Origin of the sequence: Pseudovibrio sp. W74 (assembly GCF_001623085.1) — a bacterium.
Lineage (GTDB): Bacteria > Pseudomonadota > Alphaproteobacteria > Rhizobiales > Stappiaceae > Pseudovibrio.
In genome coordinates this window covers 68309-90033 of sequence record NZ_LMCJ01000025.1, presented here as the reverse complement: position 1 = coordinate 90033, position 21725 = coordinate 68309, and the positions used below count along the sequence as shown (strand labels likewise).

The 21725-nt window shown below is 53.2% G+C and carries 20 protein-coding genes; 9 read left to right on the top strand and 11 right to left on the bottom strand.

Translation table 11 applies throughout. The annotated features are described in order from the left end of the window. The first annotated feature begins 214 nt into the window (after positions 1-214). Both PsW74_RS18670 and PsW74_RS18665 read left to right on the top strand, forming a co-directional pair. Positions 215-1897: a methyl-accepting chemotaxis protein gene (locus PsW74_RS18670; RefSeq protein ID WP_063287412.1), complete on the top strand. Its 1683-nt coding sequence runs from the start codon at positions 215-217 to the stop codon at positions 1895-1897. An 87-nt stretch (positions 1898-1984) separates the two neighbouring features. Beyond that, on the top strand, positions 1985-2653 hold the full coding sequence (locus tag PsW74_RS18665; protein WP_063287411.1) for a DUF6058 family natural product biosynthesis protein: 669 nt from the start codon (positions 1985-1987) through the stop codon (positions 2651-2653). A gap of 48 nt (positions 2654-2701) precedes the next feature. Here the strand turns inward: PsW74_RS18665 and PsW74_RS18660 are convergent, their stop codons facing one another. The 8 genes from PsW74_RS18660 to PsW74_RS18625 form a co-directional block, all read right to left on the bottom strand. After that, complete coding sequence (locus PsW74_RS18660; RefSeq protein WP_193777965.1) at positions 2702-3079, bottom strand: hypothetical protein; 378 nt, start codon at positions 3077-3079, stop codon at positions 2702-2704. Positions 3080-3336: 257 nt separating this feature from the next. Beyond that, the gene (locus PsW74_RS18655) at positions 3337-4122 is read right to left on the bottom strand and encodes a trypsin-like serine protease (protein WP_063287409.1); all 786 of its coding nucleotides are present in this window, start codon (positions 4120-4122) and stop codon (positions 3337-3339) included. 93 nt (positions 4123-4215) lie between these two features. Continuing rightward, entirely contained in the window at positions 4216-4677 is a 462-nt protein-coding gene (locus tag PsW74_RS18650) for a nuclear transport factor 2 family protein (RefSeq protein ID WP_082830618.1), read from the bottom strand. Between the two features lie 269 nt (positions 4678-4946). Then, the gene (locus PsW74_RS18645; protein ID WP_063287408.1) at positions 4947-5942 is read right to left on the bottom strand and encodes a LacI family DNA-binding transcriptional regulator; all 996 of its coding nucleotides are present in this window, start codon (positions 5940-5942) and stop codon (positions 4947-4949) included. Positions 5943-6208: 266 nt separating this feature from the next. Beyond that, the gene (locus tag PsW74_RS18640) at positions 6209-7849 is read right to left on the bottom strand and encodes a signal transduction protein (RefSeq protein WP_063287407.1); all 1641 of its coding nucleotides are present in this window, start codon (positions 7847-7849) and stop codon (positions 6209-6211) included. Between the two features lie 29 nt (positions 7850-7878). Continuing rightward, on the bottom strand, positions 7879-9468 hold the full coding sequence (locus PsW74_RS18635; protein ID WP_063287406.1) for an FGGY-family carbohydrate kinase: 1590 nt from the start codon (positions 9466-9468) through the stop codon (positions 7879-7881). A gap of 286 nt (positions 9469-9754) precedes the next feature. Further along, entirely contained in the window at positions 9755-10204 is a 450-nt protein-coding gene (locus tag PsW74_RS18630; protein WP_063287405.1) for an ABZJ_00895 family protein, read from the bottom strand. Positions 10205-10216: 12 nt separating this feature from the next. Beyond that, on the bottom strand, positions 10217-11110 hold the full coding sequence (locus tag PsW74_RS18625; RefSeq protein WP_208988061.1) for a GNAT family N-acetyltransferase: 894 nt from the start codon (positions 11108-11110) through the stop codon (positions 10217-10219). Positions 11111-11397: 287 nt separating this feature from the next. Between PsW74_RS18625 and PsW74_RS18620 the strand changes: the two genes are divergently transcribed. The 6 genes from PsW74_RS18620 (at position 11398) to PsW74_RS18590 (ending at position 18006) form a co-directional block, all read left to right on the top strand. Next, the gene (locus PsW74_RS18620; RefSeq protein ID WP_063287403.1) at positions 11398-12675 is read left to right on the top strand and encodes an MFS transporter; all 1278 of its coding nucleotides are present in this window, start codon (positions 11398-11400) and stop codon (positions 12673-12675) included. Positions 12676-12824: 149 nt separating this feature from the next. Continuing rightward, positions 12825-13748: a Fe(3+) dicitrate ABC transporter substrate-binding protein gene (locus tag PsW74_RS18615; protein WP_063287402.1), complete on the top strand. Its 924-nt coding sequence runs from the start codon at positions 12825-12827 to the stop codon at positions 13746-13748. A gap of 9 nt (positions 13749-13757) precedes the next feature. Next, positions 13758-14747 carry an iron ABC transporter permease gene (locus PsW74_RS18610; protein WP_082830617.1) on the top strand — a complete coding sequence of 330 codons (990 nt, stop codon included), beginning with the start codon at positions 13758-13760 and terminating at the stop codon, positions 14745-14747. Continuing rightward, the gene (locus PsW74_RS18605) at positions 14747-15799 is read left to right on the top strand and encodes an iron ABC transporter permease (protein WP_082830616.1); all 1053 of its coding nucleotides are present in this window, start codon (positions 14747-14749) and stop codon (positions 15797-15799) included. The genes PsW74_RS18610 and PsW74_RS18605 overlap by 1 nt, the downstream gene beginning before the upstream one ends. Then, positions 15796-16560 (top strand): ATP-binding cassette domain-containing protein, encoded by a 765-nt coding sequence (locus PsW74_RS18600; protein WP_063287401.1) that lies wholly within the window; start codon positions 15796-15798, stop codon positions 16558-16560. Before PsW74_RS18605 ends, PsW74_RS18600 begins: the two co-directional genes overlap by 4 nt. Positions 16561-17283: 723 nt before the next feature. After that, positions 17284-18006 carry a helix-turn-helix domain-containing protein gene (locus tag PsW74_RS18590; protein ID WP_063287399.1) on the top strand — a complete coding sequence of 241 codons (723 nt, stop codon included), beginning with the start codon at positions 17284-17286 and terminating at the stop codon, positions 18004-18006. Positions 18007-18120: 114 nt separating this feature from the next. Here PsW74_RS18590 and PsW74_RS18585 read toward each other — a convergent pair whose 3' ends face one another. Then, positions 18121-18390, bottom strand: coding sequence for a hypothetical protein (locus PsW74_RS18585; RefSeq protein WP_208609264.1), 270 nt, complete (start codon positions 18388-18390; stop codon positions 18121-18123). A 937-nt stretch (positions 18391-19327) separates the two neighbouring features. Between PsW74_RS18585 and PsW74_RS18580 the strand changes: the two genes are divergently transcribed. After that, entirely contained in the window at positions 19328-19819 is a 492-nt protein-coding gene (locus PsW74_RS18580; protein ID WP_063287398.1) for a transposase, read from the top strand. 362 nt (positions 19820-20181) lie between these two features. On the opposite strand, the gene PsW74_RS18575 is transcribed toward PsW74_RS18580, so the two are convergent. Together PsW74_RS18575 and PsW74_RS18570 are read right to left on the bottom strand one after the other, a co-directional pair. Further along, entirely contained in the window at positions 20182-20373 is a 192-nt protein-coding gene (locus PsW74_RS18575; protein ID WP_063287397.1) for a transposase, read from the bottom strand. Positions 20374-20427: 54 nt separating this feature from the next. Beyond that, the gene (locus PsW74_RS18570; RefSeq protein ID WP_063287396.1) at positions 20428-21633 is read right to left on the bottom strand and encodes a multidrug effflux MFS transporter; all 1206 of its coding nucleotides are present in this window, start codon (positions 21631-21633) and stop codon (positions 20428-20430) included. Between the last annotated feature and the right edge of the window lie 92 nt (positions 21634-21725).

Genomic DNA, 21725 nt, shown 5'->3' with positions numbered 1-21725 from the left:
GCCCTTCGCTGAACTTTTTCCGCAGGGCATGACGGCCCTGCAAACTTCAAAAGTAATACTGAAAATATTTTAATTAACCCAAACCTCTTACATCTTTACGTTGCATTAACTGGAGACTGAAAAAACGATTTTGCGTGAATTTAGTGATTCCACATTTAAAATCAGAAGGTTCATGCAACTGTTATTTACTTTTCATATTTGACGAGATCAAATTATGTTGCGCAATTTATCTGTTTCCAGCAAGGGTTTTGCCGCCTTTGGTATCCTTGCGGTTGTAGGACTGCTCATCAGCAGCCTCTCTTATTTCTCCTCCGTGCGTGTAAGCCACGATGCGATTGAAGTTGCCCACTTCAACGAGATCCAGACCGAGCTGGAAGAGCTGGAAATTCTGGTTCTTGATCAGGCCATTTCATTAAAGAACTATTTGCTGACGGGTCAGGATCACTGGGCTGAAAAGCTGGAGCATGATGCAGTCGCCATTCCAAAGATCTTCCAGACCGTTGGGTCGGACGTGGATGCCTTGCAGCTGGAGGCGACTTCCATGGCAGAACTGCTCAGCGCATGGCAATCGTGGATGGATGCTTACACCAACACACAGATGCTGCTGATGGCCGATGAAGCCACTCATGATGTCGCCCGCGATATGGAGATGGACGGCACGAGTGCCTTGTTGCTGGAAGAGATTGAACTTGGGTTTGAGGCCATTGCCAAAGAGCTGAAAGTACGCCGTGACGTGCTGATTGGCTCGCAGGCCCATGATCTGCAGATCCTGCAAACAGTTTCGCTGGTGGGCGCCGTGGTGGTAGCTCTGGCCGCAACGCTGCTTGGGTACTTGAATTACGCAATTGTTTCCAAACCGATGGCACGGCTGAGCGAAACCACCCGCGCCCTTGCTCATGGGCAATTGGATGTAAAGATTGAGTATTGCCAGCGCGGAGATGAGATTGGTGCTCTTTCCAAAGCTCTGGAGGTGTTTAAGGGCGAGTTGCAGAAGTCTCAGGATTTTGAGGCTCAACGCACACAAGCCCGGGAGGCTGCAGAAGCACAGCGCCGTGCTGAGTTAGACCGACTGGCCTGCGATCTGGAGGGCTCTGTGCTGGAGATCTCAACAGACATTCGCAGCTCCACCACTCAGCTGGATGCAACGGCCAGCAGCCTTGCTGAAATTGCTGCGCAGACGACAGAAGAATCTGAGATAGCCTCAGCTTCCTCGGAAGAAGCGAGCCGGAATATGCAGGGTGTGGCAGGTGCAACGGAAGAGCTTTCTGCGTCCATCAACGAGATTAACGCTCAGGTTTCCACCAGCTCAGCAGTGGCGCAAAGTGCAGCTTCTCAGGTTGAACAAACAAACGTCGCGGTTGGACGCTTGCAAGATGTTGTTGAACGCATTGGCGAAGTGACCAACCTGATCAATGCGATCTCTAACCAGACCAACCTGCTGGCGCTGAACGCCACCATTGAGGCGGCCCGTGCAGGGGATGCTGGCAAAGGCTTTGCGGTGGTTGCCTCTGAGGTGAAGGCTCTGGCCCAACAGACCGGCTCTGCTACAGAAGAGATCGAAACGCAGATACAGGAAATGCGGTGTGTGGTGGGTGCGTCCATCTCAGCAACCGATGAGCTGACGACGCTGGTGAATTCTTTCCGCGAGCACACCACCGCTATGGCGTCTGCTGCTGACCAACAGGCAACGGCGACCAACAGCATTGCCGAGAACATTTCCAGCGCAGCAGATGGGACAGCGGAAATTGCCCGGGCGATCAACACGGTGAAGGGCTCCGCTGGCAAGACGGGTGAGCTTTCCGAGGAGATCCATCACTCTATCGCCAGCCTCTCCCAGCGCTCTGACCAGATGCAACATGCGATGCAGGCGTTTTTGAGCCAGGTGCGCGCAGGTTAGCTTAATTCGATCCGTATCGAAACATTCCATGAATGAAGTGAGTTAGAGCTTGAGGTGGTTTTCCATCTCTTGCTTTAGGAGCGTATCTTGCTGCTCAACTATCTTTATTCAGAGTTTTATGAGGAACAGGTGTTTCTGGGTCTGCTTGGCCTTTCATCCGCAGACTGGCAGAGCCTGCTGGAGCGGCGGGTGATGCCAGCGGCCTCCTACCTGTTCACCAACAGCTCGCTGTGTGTCTCGTTCCTTGGTCAGCATCAGGAACGGGAGCTTTATCGTTTCCACCTGAAGAGCCATCGGCGCTGGTTTGAGGATTTACAGTGTTTTGGCCTGACACAGGAACAGGCCGCCAAGGCGTTCTTCCTCTCCCGTTTTCGTAATGCCAAGGAGACTTTTCTTTCCGGAGAGCTGGGAACTCGCTTGCATGCGTCCCACCCTGAGGTGCTGAGTGCGTTTGACGGGGATCTGGAGGAGCGCACATGGGGGCACTTTCTCAACGGCACCTATGGCATCTGCACCCGTGATGGCCAACCGGATACAATCTTCCAGAAACAGGCTGGTGTGCGGTACGTTGAGACCATGACGGAGACTGAGCCTCACCGGTTCTCAGGCGAGCAGCTCACACTATTGAGGCAAACGGTGGATTTTCTAGACGGTGTGGAATCCGAGTTTGCTCCACACGAGGTAAGTCAGTCATCGAGACAGCGCTGTATCATTGATGTTCGGGCGCGGTATTTGGCAAAGCGTGTTGCTGCTTAAGGCGTCGCCATGGTGGAAGGCGCAGCCTGGTGCTGCGCCCAACTCATTTTAAGGCATCGGAAATGCCGTTCGAATTACCCATTTTTCACCCGTCCATTTCATGACAAACCGGATTTGTGATGGTGTGAAAGATGTCCCTTCCTGGCCACAATACACCCGTGGACCAGCAGCAAATGGATTATTATCAGTGAGGATTGAGCCAGCTTTACAATTGTATCCAATAAATGCAGCCGGTTTAGTTGCAAAATCTGCCTGCATAAGGTCGATCTCTACATTTGCAGCAGAACCCGTTGTTTCACAATTACCAGCGCCTCTTGCAAGGAAAATGGCAGCAACGCTTTCATATTGATCTTCATCCAGGAAAAATGTGCCTGTTTGCTTTGCTTGTGCATCTGCATCACTGCTGAAAATGCCTTCGTTGATCACATGCTTTGCGATATGTCCGCCTTGGTCTCGATTTGTGTCCAGCTCAGATGAAGCAATTACGCTGTCAATGGTTCGGCATTGTTGAAGGGCAGCATTTGCCTCAACCGAAATCGATAGGAAAGCAGCAATTGCTGCAAGGATACTCAGAAATTTCATGGGTTTGTCCCTTGTTGTTTTTCGTTGGCAACAAGAGACAGGACGGGCTGGATCGGTGTGTGTGAGGCTGTGTTGGGCTTAAGGTAAAGGCAGGCTTAAGCTTATTTACCCTCGCAGGTCGTTTTGTCGAGAAGGTGGGACCAGACATTCTTCGGCACTGCGATGGAGAATTTGTTTTGGGCGGAGGCGACCATGATGGCGGTGAGTTTGAGTTTTCCGCCTTCGTCCACCATCACCGGACCGCCGGAGCCGCCGTAGTTGGTGTCGCAGCTCGTGAGCCAGAGGTTACCTCGGTCTTTCAGCAGTTTGCAGTTTTTATCGGCGGCTAGCAAAAACGGACGATCCCGCGCATATCCGGCGCTGGTGAGGTCGAGGTTTTGAGTGATTTCCGGCGACTTGCTGATCACCGACATCGGCGGTACATCCAGCGGCTTTGAGAGTATGATTACGCCTACATCGGTTGCGGCATGCTTCAACGTCGGGCGGTTGGTGAAGGTGTAACCATCCAGCAAGTAGGTGCAGGCGGCTGTGGTGTGGGCGATGAACTTATCCCGGCGTACCCCGGCCACGAAGTTGATTTTGGAGGGAACGTGCGCTTTGCCGGTGCGGGCGTTGTAAAGGCAATGAGCTGCTGTGATGACCATTCGATCCGAGATCAGCGTACCGGAGCACATGGAGCGGGAGCGGAACCCGGCGACGTTCACCCGGCCAATGGCGTTCCATGGTTTGTCCCAGCTGTCGATGATTTCGCGATTGTCCTCTCCAATGATACCAGGAAAGAACTTTTCCGATTTACTGGATTTGTCCTGAGCCTGTGCTGTGGCTGCGCCCAGCGCGATGAGGAGAGCAGCCCCTAAGGTGCATTTGGAAAGCAAGTTCAGCAGCATAAGCAGGTCCTATCACGCCAGTTACGGCAGTATCGCACCTGCTGTTATATGCGGCCTGCGGGCATTCGCCCAGACTAAAAATGCTATTGCTGGTTACTCGGCTTTTTCATCCGCACGGGCCTGCGCGATCACCGGCAGATCCATATTGCCATCCTGGAACTTGAAGTTGAACTGGATGCTGCTGATTTTCCAAGCCCCGCCCTCATGCACCAGCGCGATGTGGTAGGTGCCATAGACCACCCATATGTCGCCGCCTTCTGCTCCATCAATAAAGTGGGTGGCAGTGGCATGGACTTTGACTGTGGCTTTTTGCTCTTTGGATTCAACAAGTGCATTGCCGATCTGATGATGGGTCTGATCAAAACCGGGCAGCAGCTCTTTCCATGCGGTTGTGATCGCTTCCGGCGTCAGGTCAACGGGTTCCCCTGCCCCGAAGGAGGAATAGTCCAGATGAACAAGGCCAGTCATCGCAGCTTCGACAGACGCCCAATTTCGGTCATCGACATCAATAAAGAAACGACTTATGCGATTTTGGATTGGCCCAATAGTATCCATCTACATGCTCCCAGCTGGTCAGGGCATCCGGCAATGCTCTAACTATTTGTTTTCGCGCGTATCCATCTGTCGAAATCCGGTGTGCATTTCAGGGATAAGCCCGAGTTCGTCTCCAAAGAGTACCATAGCCGCAGACAGACTAGCGCATTTGCCTGCACTACATACCTAAGGAATATAACGGTTACGCAGCGGAATGAGCACCTTCTTCCGGTTCTATGGTTTTCAGAGGTATAATTCTCTGCCGTATTTCCGCCACAAATAGTGACGGATTACTGATCTTTGGGCCGGTGGATCAGGCGGGTCGCAATGGTTTTGCTGTGTGGCTGCTCGCTGCTCATGGTCAGGGTCATGGCCTGCAATGCGGCTTCTGCCCATTCAGGTTCCTGCTGCTTGATTGACCAGATCTCATTAGGCAGGAAGGACAGCATCTTATCGTCATCAAAGGTGGCAAGGCGTAACTCAGCTGGGATGTGCCCGAGCCTCTCGCGCAGGACTGCCAGAGCTCCCTCCAGAACCGGCAGAGAGGATGCCATCAGGTTTTGTGGGGCAGTGCCGAGCTTGTCCCAAAGGGTCTGCATCATCTGCTCGCCATCTTGTGTGCGGTTGCGCGCCGACTGGAGTGTCCAGTCTTCACCTGCGTTTTCTGGCATAACATCCAGATATCCGCGTGCACGCTCGATGATTGTGGGTTGATTGCTGCCGCCGATCAGGAAGTAGACCGGTTCATTCCCCGCGGCCTTTGCAATGGCTGCAGTCAGATTTTTTGCACCCTCGAAGTTGCTTGAGGTGATGACGGGGGCATCGGTGTTGCCGTAATCACGATCCAGAAACACCATAGGTTTGGTTATGGTGTTTCCCAGATGTTGCTGGTTGCCGGAGGTGGACGAGACCACAAACAGGCCATCCACATTGCGCTGAACAAGACCGTTTGCCAGCTCCTTTTCGGTCTCCTCATCTGAGTTGGAGCAACTGATGATGAGCTGATAGCCGGTTTCGCGGCACCGGTGTTCCAGCTCTTCAGAGAGTTTGGCGAAGAATGGATTAGCAAGGCGCGGGATGATCAGGCCAAAGGTGTTGGTGCGTTTGAGCTTGAGGCTGCGGGCGGTCAGGTCGAACTTAACGCCATGCTCTTCCACATATTCACGAATGCGGGCCTGGGTGGCTTTGCTGATGCGGTACTTCTCTGCCTTGCCGCCCAGCACCAGTCGCACTGTGGTGATGGAGACGCCGAGCGCCTTTGCAATTTCATCCGGCTTTTTGGCCATTGCGTCGTTTCTCGCCCTGATTTCTTCAGAGCCCCTCCTCGCTTGCTTGCGGTCGCAGAGTACGCTCTAACCCATTGCTCCGGCGTATATCCTTTTGCGAAGTGCATTCAGCATGCCTCACAAATACGCTTGAATGTCGAGTGGTAGTCAGCCTTCCTCAAATTGCCAAGTAGAATATGGCAGGTGCGGGCTGGTTGTCCGTGGATATCCCGCGGCATTTGCGTGAGTTTGAGCACCACGCGATGCTCAAACTCATTTTCAAAGGCTCAGAGCATGTCCTTCGCAGAGCCTGCGATTTTGACATTAATGCCCTGTGTGAGTGCCTGAGCCACGAATGCCTGCAGCACATCGCGCAGCTTGTCTTCCGGCACATAAGCCACCGTGATGTGGTTGGACTGGTGCCCTGCCATCAGATCGTCACGGCCAACACCATCGAGCGTGCAGTTCATTAATGGCCACTCATAAGTGGTCGCTTTGCGGCGACGCTCGAACTCGTCTTCCGGCAATTCAACCGCATTGCCTGTGCCGATGTGCATAATGACCTGTGTGCCCTCATAATGCGCCCGCGCCCAGAAGAATGCTCCCGCCTTACACTGGCCCGCAATGCTGGAACCGCCTTTGGGGAAGTACATGGCTGGCTGGCGATAGCCTGTCGCGCCTGCAACGCCGCCTTTGAGATGTTCAAAGGGAACGGAGCCGGAGATTTCGAAGTCCCAATAGAAGGTGCCTTCATACTCACTGCCCCAGCGCACATCATGCAGTGTGGTTTCTGCTGGCAGGCCCATGGCATCCAGCAGGCGCCACATCATGGTTTGCGGAATGGCGGTGCCCATGTCCACTTCGTTGATGCATGGGATTGGTTTGCCTTCCCAGATGATGGACCCGTCTTCGTCCGGGATCGGGAAGCGCACTGTCGAGCCGATTGCCCCCTCGGCGAAGTCTGAGGCTGCGCAGCTGTCTTTCAGGCCTTGCTGATACTGCACACCAACGGCAGAGAGACCGAAGCGCGTAGTGAAGCGGGCCATGGCGATCATCATAGCGCATTGTTCCAGCACCTGCTCGCGGGTCAGCTCAGTTGCATCATCACTGCCGAACTGGAAGGTCATGCCCCGGTCCTCGTAGAACTTCAGGCATTCCTCACGCAGTGACTGAGGCACTTTCTCCATTTCTACCAGAAGCGCAGACTGAGAAAGGCTTTCCAGCGGCATGCCGATGTCTGTAAGGGCTTTGACCGGGAAGTAACCGTTCATCATGCCCATGCAGAAGGTATCAAACAGACCAAGGATGGCTTTGTTCTTGAGGATGAACTCGCCTACCTGTTGCCCCGCCTGACCAGCTGGGGTTTGCAAAACCGCATGGTTTGCGGAGACATCTTGCAGATAGGAGGTGTCATGGCTGAGTTTGCCATCCTTCAGCCATGTGATGAGGCTTGAGTTGAAGAACTCATCCTCAAACGACTGGGACCAGAGGCGGGAATAGTCTACGCCAAGGCTTGTCAAAGACCCTGCCATACAGAGCATACCAACGAGACCCGGCCATGTGCCATCAAAGTTGGCAAGGAGCAGGATTGGCCCTTTGTGCTTGGCAAGGGATGGAGCGATGTGGTGTGAGTACTGCCATGCAGTGAGCAACACGATGAGCGGGGCTTCCGGATCAATCCGCGCAAACAGCTCTGAGCCTTCTTTTTGCGAAGAAATAAAGCCGTGACCGCGCGCTGCATCATATTCATGGGCACGCTTCATCTTGAAGCCTTGTGCGGTCAGCGCAGTTTCCAACCGCTGCGCATAATCCTCAAAGGTTGGCCAACAAGCGACATTGGCGCTTTCACGCAGGTCGGCATTGGTGACGACAAGGATTTCCTTGTCCGCTACACAGATAGGCGCTGGGGCCTGTGGCAGGTTGAGCACGTGGTGTCCTCCTGAACTTGTTTTGATAATTAAATGGCTTTTTCCATGAGCGCCTTGTGGTGCTGATGGTTGTCGTAAAGATTGAGGTAGACCTGATATTTGGCAGTGTGGAACTCTGCGGTGCTACGCACCGGCTTGATGAGACCACCAACACGCACCAGCTTTGCGCTGGCTGATGGAATGTCCCTGAAGTCTCCGCAAGCCACGGCACCCAGAATGGCAGCGCCCAGAGTGACGGCATCGTCTTCTTCCGCCAGCTGAATTTCACGGCCCGTGATGTTGGCATATTCTCTGAGCCAGAGCGGGTTTTTGGTGGCTCCGCCGCACATGAACAGCTTGGTGATGCTGTGTCCGGCCTTCGTCATTTCCTCGATGATATGGCGCGTGCCATAAGCGATGGATTGCAGAGTTGCCAGATAAAGGCGGGCCAGTGCATCCCGACCCGTTTCCAGCGACAGGCCGGAGACAACGCCCTTTGCATGCGGATTGGCACGTGGCGAGCGGTTGCCGTGATGGTCAGAAAGGACATGAAGGCCGCGGGTCGGGTTCGCTTCCCGCGCCTCCAGATCCAGCACCCAGTTGTTGAGGAGTGCGATCTCGTGCATGCCCTGTTTGGCAGCTTCGGCTTTGAGCTCGTCATAGGCGTCAGATTGCCGGATGGTCCATTCCACCAGAGAGCCAGCTGCGCTCTGCCCGCCCTCGCCCAACCAATACCCCGGCAGCATGGCATCCCAGTACGGCCCCCAGACGCCCGGCACCATGACTGGTTTCTCATTAACGATCATGTGGCAGTTTGAAGTGCCGCTGATGATGGCAAGACCGCCGTCCGGTTCAGCCCCAATAAGCGCCAGACCGCCTGCATGCGCATCAATGATGCCAGCTGCAACCGGTGTTCCTGCATTGAGGCCGAGATCCTTTGCAGCTTGCTCTGACAGACCTCCTGCGGCTTGCCCCAGATCCAGTACTTTCTCCGGTACTTTTTCCGGCAGATCATGCAGGCCAACGGCTTGCAGCATATCCTCCGCAAAGCGACCTTCATGTGCCAGATAGTTCCACTTGCAGGTCAGCGTACAGGTGCTGGCAGTATCCGCTCCCGTTGCTCTCCAGACCAGATAGTCGGCCAGATCAAAGAAGCGGACCGTGTTGGTGTAACGATCTGGATAACGGGTTTTGAGCCAGAGGATTTTCGGCAGTTCCATTTCAATGGAGACTTCACCGCCCACATACTTGAGTGCCTCATCGCCCGTGGCGTTGATCAGCGCCGTTTCCTCGGCAGCCCGATGGTCCATCCACATGATGATATCCTGATCAGTATCACCATTTTCAGCGACGGATACAGGTTTGCCCCCCTGCGCGACAGCCACAAGCGAACAGGTGGCGTCCACGCCCAACGAGCGGATCTCGTCTGCGGACACGTTTGCCTTGGCCATCGCCTCTTTCATAGCCGCGCAAATCTGCTGCCAGATGTCTGCGGAGGACTGTTCTACGAAGTTGATACGTCCATGGAACTGCTTGATGGGCCGGACTGCGAAGGCCAGCCGCTCTCCATTTTCATTGAACAGTCCTACACGTGCACTTGCAGAACCGACATCAATGCCAGCGTAACATGTCTGTTTCATACGCGGCCTCCCCTTTCGACTCGCGATTATTCTTCTCTCCTGCTAACTACACCTGCTAACTCGTGTTAGCAAGTGCAAAGCAAATGGTATTTATGCAAAAATTCTCATAGTGCAGCGTCTCTTAGCGTCAGGATCACCAGGCAGCTTCAGGCTTTTCCCAGGCCTGATCTCCCTCCAACGACCGCGGGTTCTTTTTCGGGAACACGCAGTGGATGCAGACAGCAAAGCAGGCCGGAGGATGGTTCCGCCAGCCACTGATTTTCAGAATTTGTGTGGTTCAGGAGAATTACTTCGGCTCTTTCGAGCGGTTTTGTGCATCACACAGCAGACGGGCGAAAAACCCGTAACCGATGCCAAACGCAAGTGCGCGGACCACCAGATCAATGATGAAGAAGAGCCCCATCTCATCTCCCGCAAAGGACGGGACCGGGCTGAGCGCACCAGCATAATCACTGCCGGACAGCAGATAGCTGCGCACCATCATGGAAATGGGAATGCTGACTGAGAGAGAGCCGACAAACAGGCCCCAGTACACAGAGCCGGTTGGTGCCTTATGTTCACGGCGCACAAAGATCAGGCTGACCAAAACCACAGGCAAACCGAGCTCAATGAACAGATTGCCCGCTTCTTTGATGCCATAGTGATAGATCAGCACAGTTACAGCCACCTGCACCATCGTATAGATCACGATGAACGAGCTGAGATAGAACCAGAGAGAGCGGCGCAGTTGTGTCATGAGAATTGCCAGTTAAGGGGTGGTCAGCATGCTCTCTTGACCATGAGCTGTGTTTGTTTGCAATGCTCTATGCATCTCATATTGCTGCAGTGTTTTTGTTGCCCCCAGTTTTGACAGGGCCTGCATGATGGTCTCATCCCCTTCATCCACATTAATGAACGTTAGCGCAGCTTTATTCACACTGTCAAACGCAGCTTTGAGCAACGCAGAGGCATGGCCCTGACGGCGATATTCCGAAGCCACAACGATTTGCATGACTGCGCCCGTTTTGCGGGTAAACGCGATGTAGGCCGCAAGCTGACCATCCTGCTCAATCTTGTAGGTGGCAACACCCTCAGCAAGTGCGCGGATTGCGAACGCAGTGTTTTGCCAGCTGGGTGCACATTCCCACAGTTCAGCAGCTTTCGTTTCAATCTCAGCCCAGTCAGCAGATACTGGTGTGCGCTCAAAGCCCCGTTCAGCGAATGCTGCTTTGTGTAGGCTGAAGCACTGAAAGTTGCGCTGCGGTTGGAAGCCGAGCTTTTCGTAGGCCTTTACGGCTGCCACGTTGCTGGTGATCACCTCCAGCTGGACGTGATGATAGCCTTGCTGAACTGCGTGTTCTTCCACTTTGGCAAAGAGCTTGCTCGCAATCCCCTTGCCTCGCGCCTGTGGCACAGTTCCGGTGGAGACTGCGTAGATGGTGCCAGGATAAGCGCCTTGCTTGCCGATGAACCAGAAGCCAACCAGCTGCTCATTGTCGGTGGCCACCCAGGACAACTCCGCGTCAAAGCCTCGAGCCATAATCATCCGCTCAAAATCAGCGAGCGGCATATCCATCTGGATGACATAGTCGGAGAACGCCAGAACCATAACCTGATGCAGCTGACTTAACGAAAACTCTGAAGCCCGACGAAATAAAACCACACCCAACCCTCTCACCACACTGAATCACCCAGGATGATACCCCGGTCTATGAATACCCCAAACGCGCACCATCGCTCAATGTGTTGGTAGTGGGGAGCGGAGAACGACTTCCAGCTTTCCACGACGGGTTTCCGTGATCGTTTTGATCATTTCGTGAAAAGGTGTTCTCAAGCAGGGGAGTAGGTATAAAGCTGTCGCGTTTTTGGGGGAGTTATGCTCTTATCCTCCCTGGTGTTTTTCGGGGTAAGTATTTTCGGGGATACTTGCCCAGCTTCCGGGTCGTTGTCATGCGTCAGTTTCTGCTTCCTATCGCCTCTTTGCTTTTGGGCTCTGCCTTCCTGGTTTTTGCCGGTGGTGTTACCGGTATGCATTTGCCGCTTAGAGGTACGTTTGAGGGTTTCTCCTCTCTTTCTCTCGGTCTGTTGGGCACGGGCTGGGCGATTGGGTATGTGACCGGGTGTCTTAGCGTGCCGAAGATCGTGCAGCGGGCGGGGCATATTCGGGCCTTTGGTGTGATGGCGTCTTTGGCGTGCTTGTCAGTTCTGGCCTCCTCCCTGTTGGTTGATCCTATTGCGTGGATTGCCTTTCGCTCTGTGGCAGGGTTTGCCTTTGCCGGGGCGGCTATGATCGTGGAAAGCTGGTTGACGGAACGCTCGGACCCAAGCAATCGCGGGGTTGTTTTTGGCACCTACACCATGGTGAACCTTGCTGCGACCACGGGTGGGCAGGTGGTTCTTTCCATGGGGCCGATTGATGGGTTCGAGTTCTTTGTGATTGCCTCCATGTTTTATGTGGTTGCGCTTATCCCGACAGCTGTCACGCGCACCCCTGCTCCGGCTCCCCTTGCACAGGTCAAACTGGATATTAGGCGGCTGTGGCGTAACTCTCCTGTTGCCGTGGTTGCTGTTGTTCTGACTGGCGTTTCCAACGGCAGTTTTGGAACGTTGGCGGCGGTATATGGCGGGAAAGTTGGCCTGCCGATTGCCAGCATCACGTTGTTTGTGAGTTCCTCCATTTTGGCTGGCGCCTTTGCGCAGGTCCCAATTGGCATGATCTCAGACCGCACGGACCGCCGCTACGTCGTCATTGCGATTGCGGTGGTTGCCTTGGCTGCGGACTCCATCTTCCTGTTTGCAGATACCAGCAGTGCCAACATTGCCATTGCCTCAGCGGTAATTTTTGGCGCCGCGATTTACACGTTCTACCCGGTGCTGGTTGCCCACGCGAATGACCATGCGGATGCGGGGGATGCGATGCAGACCAGCGGTGGTTTGTTGCTGATGCTTGGCGTGGGGTCCATGATCGGGCCATTTTTGGGCGGCGTGTTGATGAGCGTTTTCGGGTCCATCGGCCTGTTCATGTCCACATTTGCAGCCCATGCGCTTATTCTTGCCTTTACCTTATGGCGCCTCACACAGCGTTCTGCTGTCGCTGAGAGCGAGAAGAGTGTGTTTGTGCCTTCTGCGCCAACGCGCACGGCCACACCGCAAACGATTATTCTTGCTGATGAAGAAGTTGCCAAGGAGATGGAAGTGGACGAGTTGTCAGAACAACCTTCGTCTTAAGTGGTTATGCGCAGGCATTTGCAGGATGTCTGCGTTATCGAATAAATATGAGGTAAAAACTCCCATTTAAACTTGACTATAATTATCAGGTATACAATAGCTCACCCTACAACCTTTGCTATTGCCCGTCCTTATGAGAAGTCAAGCCGATGAAAACCAATCTTTTCGCAGCCGCCTTCGCTGGTGCCCTTTCAACTCTTGTTGCCTTTGGAGCCTCCGCACGCGATGTAAAACACGAGCTGGGAACCACCACTGTTCCTGATCAGCCTCAGCGTATTGTTGTGCTGGAATATAGCTTTGTTGATGCGCTTGCTGCCGTTGGCGTTGCTCCTGTGGGTGTGGCGGATGATAAAAAGCGTGAGCGCATCATCAGCGCCTATACGGATAAGATTGGGCAGGACTGGGTTTCTGTTGGCACCCGTAAGACACCAAGCCTTGAAGTGATTGCATCCTTGGGTCCAGACCTGATCATTGCCGACAAGACCCGGCATACAGCCGCTTATGACACGCTTTCTGAAATTGCGCCGACGGTTGTCTTTGACAGTCTGGGTGGTGACTACCCTTCTGCAATTGCGCAGCTAGAAGCAATTGGCGCTGCCGTTGGCAAGGCAGATGAGATGAAAGCCCGTGTTGAAGCGCATAAAGCCAAAATGGCTGAGATTGGTGCGCAGTTTGAAAAGGCTGGCGACTACAAGATCCAGTTTGGTGTGACCAACGCAAAGGGGCTTTGGCTGCATTCCCCAGTTTCCTACAATGGCTCTTTGTTGAAAGGCTTTGGCTTTGCCAGCGGCATGAAGCCAACCAAGGGTGCGGTTTATGAATCCAACTACGTGAAGACCTCTCTGGAGCAGCTTTCTGCTGTGAACCCGGACATCCTCATTCTGGGCCGCTACGCAAGCCCAGCCTTTGCGGATGGCTGGAAGGGTGAAGCGCTTTACGAGAACATCAGCGCTGTGAAAACCGACCGCGTGTTTTACGTGGAAGCGCATGTGTGGTCTCGTCTGCGCGGCATGGTGGCAGCAGAAATGACCGCCAATGACCTGCAAAACATTATGAAGCAAGTTCAGAACTAAGCCACGCACATGCCATTCACTGCCATGTACTGGAGCCTTATGGGGATGGCGCTGCTCGGTGGAGCGGCGCTGTCCCTTGCCACAGGTGGCCGACAAGATATCGGGTTTCTCCAAATCCTGAACTCGGTCTTTGCTCAACTTGATGAGCAGAGCCTTTCCATTGTGCGCGATATCCGCGCTCCGCGCACTCTCATTGCCGCATTGATTGGCGCGAACCTCGGCCTTGCCGGGCTTTTGCTGCAAGCCACAACGCGCAATCCACTTTCCTCTCCGTCTATCCTTGGCATCAATCAGGGCGCAGCTCTGGGCATCGCCATCGGGCTGGTGTTCCCCTCGCTCGTTCTCTTCAACATCGACACCATGGCGGTGCTGGGTGCTGCCTTTGCCGGTGGTCTAACTCTAACGCTTGCAGGTGGCCTCAAGGGCGCGTTAAGTGCGCTGCGCCTGATCCTTTCCGGTGTGGCAGTCAGCGCTTTTGCGTTTGCATTGGTGCGGTTCACTTTTACGCTGGATGACGAGCTGGCCCTCTCCGTGATCCAGTGGACCACAGGCGACATTGCAGATGTGCGCTGGAAGCAGGCAACGCCGCTGCTTGTCTGGTGTCTGGCAGGTGGCCTCCTGACGTTCTTCATGTCGCATAAGCTTAACTTGATGGCGCTTGGTGAAGCAGCCTCAAAAGGGCTTGGCTCTGATCCGCGGTTTACGTTGCTTTTCGGTATTTTACTCGCGGCAATCCTGACCGGCGTTTCCGTTTCTGTTGCCGGACCAGTGATGTTTGTTGGCCTCATCATTCCGCATGTGTGCCGCGCTGCCTTTAGCACAGACCATCGTGTACTGGTGCCCGCGGTTATGCTGTGTGGTGCCACCTTGATGCTTGTTGCTGATGGCGCTTCCAAGCTGATCAACTTCCCGGAGGAAACTGCGGTGGGTGTGGTTTCAGCCCTGATTGGCGCGCCCTACTTTTTGTACCTGACCATCACGGCCAAGGAGATTGACTGATGAGCATGCTCTCTGAGGCCTCCGGCGCACAGTGGCGTACAGATTTTAAAAGCCACCGGAGCACCAAAGCCTTTCGCGTCCAAATGCTGCTGTTGTTTGCCTGCGTCTTTGTCAGCATGCTCAGTCTGGGTGTGGGCGCGGTCAACATCCCGCTGGATGTGATTTTGAACAGCTTGTTTGATCTGGATGGCCAAAAGCAGACCTATATTATCTGGAAGTCACGGCTCCCCCGCGTGTTGATTGCCTTGCTCGCTGGGGCAAGCCTTGCTGTTTCCGGTGTTATTGTACAGGCTATCATTCGCAACCCGCTGGCCAGCCCCAAGATCATGGGCATCAACTCAGGAGCTGCACTGGCTGCTTTGGGCACAGTGATGTTCCTGCCCAATGTGCCTGTCACTTATCTTCCTTTTGCTGCGGCCCTAGGCGGCATTGTTGCTGCGGTGGTTGTGCTGTTTGCAGCCCATCTGCGCCAAGTCTCTCCTGCTCGTCTGGCTCTGGTTGGCATTGCCGTTGGCATGGTGTGCGATGCAGGTGTTGATTATCTGCTGGTGACAGCCGCAACACTCGAAATCTCCAACCCGCTTGTCTGGCTCACCGGCTCTCTATGGGCTCGTACGTGGGTGCATGTGCAATCGATATGGATGCCACTTGTCATCCTTTTGGGTCTGACTATGGTGCTCTCCTATCAACTGGACCTGCAACAACTGGGAGATCAGACCGCCCGCGGGCTAGGCCAAAGCACAAATAAGATGCGCCTTTTGTTGTTGGGCGTTGCAACCCTGCTTGCCAGTATCTCGGTTGGCGTGGTTGGTGTGATTGGCTTTATCGGCTTGATGTCACCGCATATCAGCCGCTCTCTTGTGGGGGGACGACATCGCCTTTTGCTGCCAACTGCTGCTCTGGTGGGGGCACTTCTGGTTGTTCTGGCAGACGCGGTTGGACGGGCTATTGCGCCGCCGCTTGAGGTCTCCGCAGGTATTTTGAGTGCAATGCTGGGCGCTCCCTACTTCATCTGGATCATGAGCCGCTCACAAAAAGGACAAAGCACATGAGCATCGTTCTTTCAAACGTCATTTCCGGTTACGAAGAGTTCATGCTCAAGAGCATCAATCTCACCATTCAAAAAGGCAGTTATGCCGCTTTGATCGGCCCGAACGGCTGCGGCAAGTCAACATTGCTGAAAACCATCGGCCAGATCAACAAGTTAAAGAGCGGCGGCATCACCGTTGATGGTGAAGAGATCCACCGTTTGCCTGCCAAGACCGTTGCACGGCAGATTGCGTTTTTGCCGCAAAGCCCAGTGGTTCCAACTGGCATCAGCGTTGAGCAACTTGTCGGGTATGGCCGTGCGCCGCATCAATCTCTCCTTGGCATTCGCAGCAGACGGGATGTTGAGATTGTTGACGAGGCTTTGCACACCTCAGGGCTCTACACGTTCAAGGACCGGGCGTTAAAAGATCTTTCCGGCGGTCAGCGCCAACGTGCCTTCATCGCCATGTGTCTGGCTCAGGATACGCCCTACATCATGCTGGACGAGCCAACCAGCTATCTGGATATCCGCTATCAGTATGAGACACTGGATCTCCTCCAACACCTCAACAGTCAGGGCCGCACGGTGGTAGTTGTCCTCCACGACATCGCCCAGGCCTCCCGCTATGCAAACCACCTCGTCGTCATGCGTGATGGAGCGATCTTTGCCGAGGGAACATCACACGAGGTGGTCAACCCGTCTCTGGTGAGCTCCGTCTACGAAATCGACACAAGCGTTTACGCTGATCCAGTATCACAGACACCGGTGGTGACGCCTGTTTAGAGGGAGACCAACGAGCGTTCTGGTGAAAGCTGCGCATTAAGTGTTAGGGACAAAACCTGCTTGTCCAGACCTAACGTTATTCGGATTTTGATGCCTTTAACGATGACTTTTCAGAAAATCCTCAGTGTGAATATTTATCTCATGGACAATGGCTGAGACATCGAACCACTTCTATTGGAGACAATCCCTCTTTAATTTGGCGGAGAGTGCTAAGACGTAGAGCTACTAAAACTCACTTTAAGTCGCAGAGCTGGCCAGAGCCTCGGGCGCAGATAACTTAGCTCCAAAGAGCGTGTCTTAAACCGTCGATAAACTGAGCGTTAAAAGGGTACGCTTTGAGACTTCTCTAACGTTCAAAACTTGTAGGGAAAGAAAAAAGGCCGCTGTCCACGTCATATCGCCCACCTATACAAAATCTCACGCCGCGCCACACTGAACAGGAAATCACGCTGCGAGGGGAAAAGTTCAGCAAGCGGATAGAGCAAAAGTGTCAAACCTTGAGAAAGCTGAGCGAATGCTCGGTTTATTATCTAGTAATTTCAAGGAGATAAGTGGTGCCCGGAGGCGGATTCGAACCACCGACACGCGGATTTTCAATCCTGAACTCTTGTCGATTTTCCAATGGCTTAGATACGTAAAAAACGTCAAACCGCTATTTAAACGTCAAATAACTGGGCGATTTTTGTCAAAGGTTTCTCGCCTGCTGAAGTGGGGGCAGAAATAATGAGCAACACGGCAATCAAGATACAACATTGTAACAGCCTAACCATTCAATACAGCGACAAAGCTGTTTGGATTAGCAAGCTGTGCCGGGATCATAACTTTTCTGCTTCAGAGAAGGTCGTGGGGATCGCGCTGTGTGACTACTTTAACACAAAGACCGGAGATGCCTGGCCAAGCATCTCTCGCCTTGAAGAGGATGCAGGTACCAGCAGGCGAACAGTAATCCGGGCTTTGAAGAAGCTAGAGCAAGCTGGATATTTTAAAGCTCAACGCGCACGTGGTCGTGGGCAAAGCAATCATTATGCCTTTTGTCATGTAGGGGATGAAAAACGTGACAGCAGAGCACCTATGGTCACACCAAACTCGCTGCCCGAACACCGTTGCAGTGACAAAAAAGACCAAAAAGCGTGCCAAAATGAGCAGTTAAAGGATGACGTGAGAGCACCACGAAATAAAGATAAATATACAAATAATAATACAGGTGAACTTCAATCAGTGTCATCTAGAGCAAAAACAGCAGCAAGGCAGATACTCAATCAAACATCCAAGTTTATCTCAGTATCAGACCCACTCTTTGAGGTTCTATGTAAGACCTCAAAGAGAACGGTCTTGTCTCAGAAACTCTCAAAACATGACGGTGAGACAGGCCATTGGTTCCTAAAAGAGGAAGTTGCAAAAGAAAGGCAACGATTAGAACGCAGCCAAGCAGTGCTCCGTCATTGAATGCCCTTCTCAGTGCTTTGGTTACCTCAGCAGCCACATACTAAAAAGGCCTGAGAAGCTCACGCTTCCCAAGCCAGAATATTCCTTAAGAGGCAAGCCTCTCATCATTCCAACTTACTTGCTTTTAGAGATTTCCAGTGCACAGGGATCAAGCAGCTCTGAGATTTTCTCACCGCTTTCCTGCACATCATTAATGTGAGTGCGCACAGTATCAAACAGCGTCAGCAACGCTTCATATTCCTGAGTGTGTTCCATACGCTCACTCATCACCACGCTCATGGAATAAACTAGATTTTTGAGGTGATTGCTTGATAAGCGAAGTTGATCCACTTCATTGCGAAGGGACGTATGGGCACATTTCTCTTTACCAGTATCAGTCATCATTAAGCCCTCTCTGTTGGCTTGTTGAACAAACCACTCGACAGAAGGCTTTCGACAACCCACTGGCGAGCGGGAGGTTCGAAACCTGACAGAGACAGGCGGGTTTATTCCCCCGCAAAGGGTATTGTATTCACCGCCCTCCCGCCCATAAGCGAGAGTTTGCGTTTGAAGACCTAACTCCAGACACAAAAAGACCGCCAATAAACGGCAGCGGTGACCGCTCTGTGAGAGGTTTCGACGCCTCGCGCAAACCATGCGATGGATTGTTTAAACTGTCAATGAGATGAAGGTGAAAAATCCTATAAACCCATAGGATTAGCGGGGTTAGAACATGAGAACAACAACATGAACATAAACACCAAGCCTCCTTGTACTCCACACATGCGCAAGCCCTGCCCTGCTGAACTCCCCGCAGGAGGAGAAAGGGCTGGGAAGGACCCAGAGAGTTCAGATCGGTTTTGAAGGAAAAGTAGGTTCGCTCACGAGAGCACACAGAGAACCATCAGGAAGCAAGCCGACGTTAATGCTTTATCCTTAACCACAACTCCCTCCCAACCTCTAGTGGCTCCCGCCTAACAGAATTGTGAGGGCTTCAGGAACCGCTTTTTAGAAGAGTAAGAAGCCTCTGTGCAGACCAAAGCAGCCATTCGCTGCAGCGCGCAAAATTGATACTAGAATGACTACTTTAGGATGCCTAACTCAAGGCACATCTGCGAAGGATCGGCGCCCGCTCGTTCACCGATGTCTTCACTGCCATTGGTCAAGTCTGTGACCTCTACGATCCTAAAGAGTGCTGGAACTACTTCAAACATGCTGGATACGTATCAAACTGAAATCGAAAAGCTTTCGGGCCAAAAGCATGCGTAATCGGGCTTGTCCTTCACGATAGGTCAGCTCCTGTTAAGATCGCAGCATATTGCTGCGAGGATGGGAGAGCACCATGGAATACTATGCTGGTTTGGATGTTTCTTTACGGTCTGTTTCGATCTGTGTGATGAACGGCGAAGGTAAGATTATATTTGAACGCTCGGTTGCCTGCGAAGTTGATGTTATCGCCAGCACCTTAGCCCAGACGTCGTTGCTTATCACTCGCATTGGCTTTGAAGCTGGAACAATGAGCCAGCCCCTGTTTTACGGTTTGAAAGAACAACACGGTTTTGACATTGTCTGTATGGAGGCGCGGCAAGTGCATGCGGCTCTGTCGGCCATGCGTAACAAGACCGACAAGAATGATGCGCGCGGCATAGCGCAAGTCCTGCGCTCCGGCTGGTATAGCCCAGTGCATATGAAAAGTCGCCGTTCGCATGCAATGCGCACGCTCCTGAGCAGTCGCAAGGCATGCTTGCGTACCAGAAAGCTGGCAGTTGTCATGCACCGCATGTGGGTCAATGACACATCATTCTGTCGTGATGGCTTGGAGGTTGTTGCATGATATGGCCTGACCTAAGTATCACGGCAGGATCGTCCTCTCTGGACGAGGTTTGTAGATGAAGCCGAAAATGTCTGCTGCGCCATGAAAGCGCGTCCAATAGCGGGGCTCTCTACAACCATTCCGGCACATGCATGCAGCCGCTCACAATGAAGAGCGATCCAGACTGCGAAGAGAAGCGTGACCCGGAGATGGATATGATCCGAATGAAAAGGAAAAAGAGCTTGACCTCAACGCCCGATTAGAGAAGCGGTCATTCGCGTGTTTTCATCATGGGTTGAACTTATTCAACCAGTTGCGATTGGTCTCATACGATAGGATAATACCGCGCTCCAGCTCACTCTCTCTGCTTCGCTCCTGGCGTTCTAGCAGACGTTTCTTGGGGTTTTGCCCCGGATCGTCTTTTCGATCTGATGTAGCTCACCAATCTGGCGCAGGTCTTTTGGAGCTACAGGCGGTGTTTTGTTGCGTGCGACTTCATAGAGTTTGCGCCTTGCGTGGCTCCAGAGCAATAAGCGAGCATCACCGGGTTCTTTTGTCGTTTCAGCAGCCGGCATCTTTACATGCGGAGCACCAATCCACTGACTGTTAGAGATCGATCAGGATGCGGGCTATGCGCCCGTTACCATTTGTTGGCGATCCGCCAACATTAAGATAAGCTGAGACAACAGGCTGGTTGCAAATATCCCGAAGAACAGGGGGGCTACCGTCATATTGAAAGTGCCAGCAATGACTGACCCAATCGCCATGGCAATGCATCCGGACAGAAAACTGATGGCCGAGTTGGCCAACCCGGCAATATGTCCAAGCGGTTGCAGGGCGATTGCGTTCATATTGCCCATCGTAAGTCCGAAGCAAAAGAAAACGATCGAGATTAAGACAAGAAAACCGTATAAAGATAATGGGGCAATGTGGTTGATGACATATGCCAAACCGCTAACCAGGATCACGCCAAACAGGGCGGCCCGACAGATCAATTCCGGGCTATAGCTTTCAACCAGACGGGCGTTGGCTAAACTGGCAATACCGATAAAGCCTGCACCTACCCCAAAGTAGAGCGCGAACAGATCACCTGATTCAAAGATATCGCGGTAGATCTGCTCGGCCGACATGACATAGGCCATAAAAGTCCCCATCATCAGCCCGCTGGCGATTGTATAGGCACGTGTTTTCCGGTTCAACAGGGTCGCGACAAGTCCGTCGCGGACCGAGACAAGACTGCCCGCGCTGCGCCGCTCAACTGGAAGAGTTTCCGGCTGGCGCGTCCAAACCCAAAACCCCGAGGCGCATGTCAGCACCAGCATGAACCAGAAGATCGACTGCCATCCCGCCAGCATCAGAATCCCCTGTCCAAGCATTGGAGCGATGCAAGGTACAATGATGAACACCGCCATCGTCAGGGACATGATGCGAGCCATGGCGGCTCCATCATATCGGTCACGAATAACGGACATGGGTACGATCCTGAGCGCCGCGGCCCCCGCGCCTTGAAAGAACCGGCCTACAAACATCACGGCGAGGCTATCTGCCAGAATGCAAACCAGGCTGCTCAACACGAAAACCGCCATACCGATGAATAGGAGTGGCCTACGTCCAAAGCGATCTGACAATGGTCCGTAGGCGAGTTGCCCGATGGTCAATCCCAAAAACAGAATGCCGACGATCTGCTGCAATGCATTGCCATCGGCGATCCCGAAACTCTCGCCGATGTCGGGCAGCGCGGGCAGCACAGCGTCAATCGACAATGCTCCTAGCGATGTAGTCAGCGCGACGAGTGCAACAAATTCAACTTCACTCTGTTTGTTCGTTGCGGACATATCCGAGCATCCTCATTGCATGACCTCCAATCGGCCGATGTTGCGAGGAGTATCTTTTTCGTTCATAATATAAACAAGACGCATTTTATTGA

Excerpts from the sequence above, each read along its gene's own strand:
- PsW74_RS18580 (WP_063287398.1), top strand. The coding sequence starts at position 19,328 with ATGGAATACTATGCTGGTTTGGATGTTTCTTTACGGTCTGTTTCGATC.
- PsW74_RS18645 (WP_063287408.1), bottom strand. The coding sequence starts at position 5,942 with ATGGCCAAAAAGCCGGATGAAATTGCAAAGGCGCTCGGCGTCTCCATC.
- PsW74_RS18620 (WP_063287403.1), top strand. The coding sequence starts at position 11,398 with ATGCGTCAGTTTCTGCTTCCTATCGCCTCTTTGCTTTTGGGCTCTGCC.
- PsW74_RS18630 (WP_063287405.1), bottom strand. The coding sequence starts at position 10,204 with ATGACACAACTGCGCCGCTCTCTCTGGTTCTATCTCAGCTCGTTCATC.
- PsW74_RS18610 (WP_082830617.1), top strand. The coding sequence starts at position 13,758 with ATGCCATTCACTGCCATGTACTGGAGCCTTATGGGGATGGCGCTGCTC.
- PsW74_RS18570 (WP_063287396.1), bottom strand. The coding sequence starts at position 21,633 with ATGTCCGCAACGAACAAACAGAGTGAAGTTGAATTTGTTGCACTCGTC.
- PsW74_RS18585 (WP_208609264.1), bottom strand. The coding sequence starts at position 18,390 with ATGATGACTGATACTGGTAAAGAGAAATGTGCCCATACGTCCCTTCGC.
- PsW74_RS18670 (WP_063287412.1), top strand. The coding sequence starts at position 215 with ATGTTGCGCAATTTATCTGTTTCCAGCAAGGGTTTTGCCGCCTTTGGT.
- PsW74_RS18635 (WP_063287406.1), bottom strand. The coding sequence starts at position 9,468 with ATGAAACAGACATGTTACGCTGGCATTGATGTCGGTTCTGCAAGTGCA.
- PsW74_RS18575 (WP_063287397.1), bottom strand. The coding sequence starts at position 20,373 with ATGCCGGCTGCTGAAACGACAAAAGAACCCGGTGATGCTCGCTTATTG.
- PsW74_RS18655 (WP_063287409.1), bottom strand. The coding sequence starts at position 4,122 with ATGCTGCTGAACTTGCTTTCCAAATGCACCTTAGGGGCTGCTCTCCTC.
- PsW74_RS18615 (WP_063287402.1), top strand. The coding sequence starts at position 12,825 with ATGAAAACCAATCTTTTCGCAGCCGCCTTCGCTGGTGCCCTTTCAACT.
- PsW74_RS18590 (WP_063287399.1), top strand. The coding sequence starts at position 17,284 with ATGAGCAACACGGCAATCAAGATACAACATTGTAACAGCCTAACCATT.
- PsW74_RS18650 (WP_082830618.1), bottom strand. The coding sequence starts at position 4,677 with ATGGATACTATTGGGCCAATCCAAAATCGCATAAGTCGTTTCTTTATT.
- PsW74_RS18600 (WP_063287401.1), top strand. The coding sequence starts at position 15,796 with ATGAGCATCGTTCTTTCAAACGTCATTTCCGGTTACGAAGAGTTCATG.
- PsW74_RS18605 (WP_082830616.1), top strand. The coding sequence starts at position 14,747 with ATGAGCATGCTCTCTGAGGCCTCCGGCGCACAGTGGCGTACAGATTTT.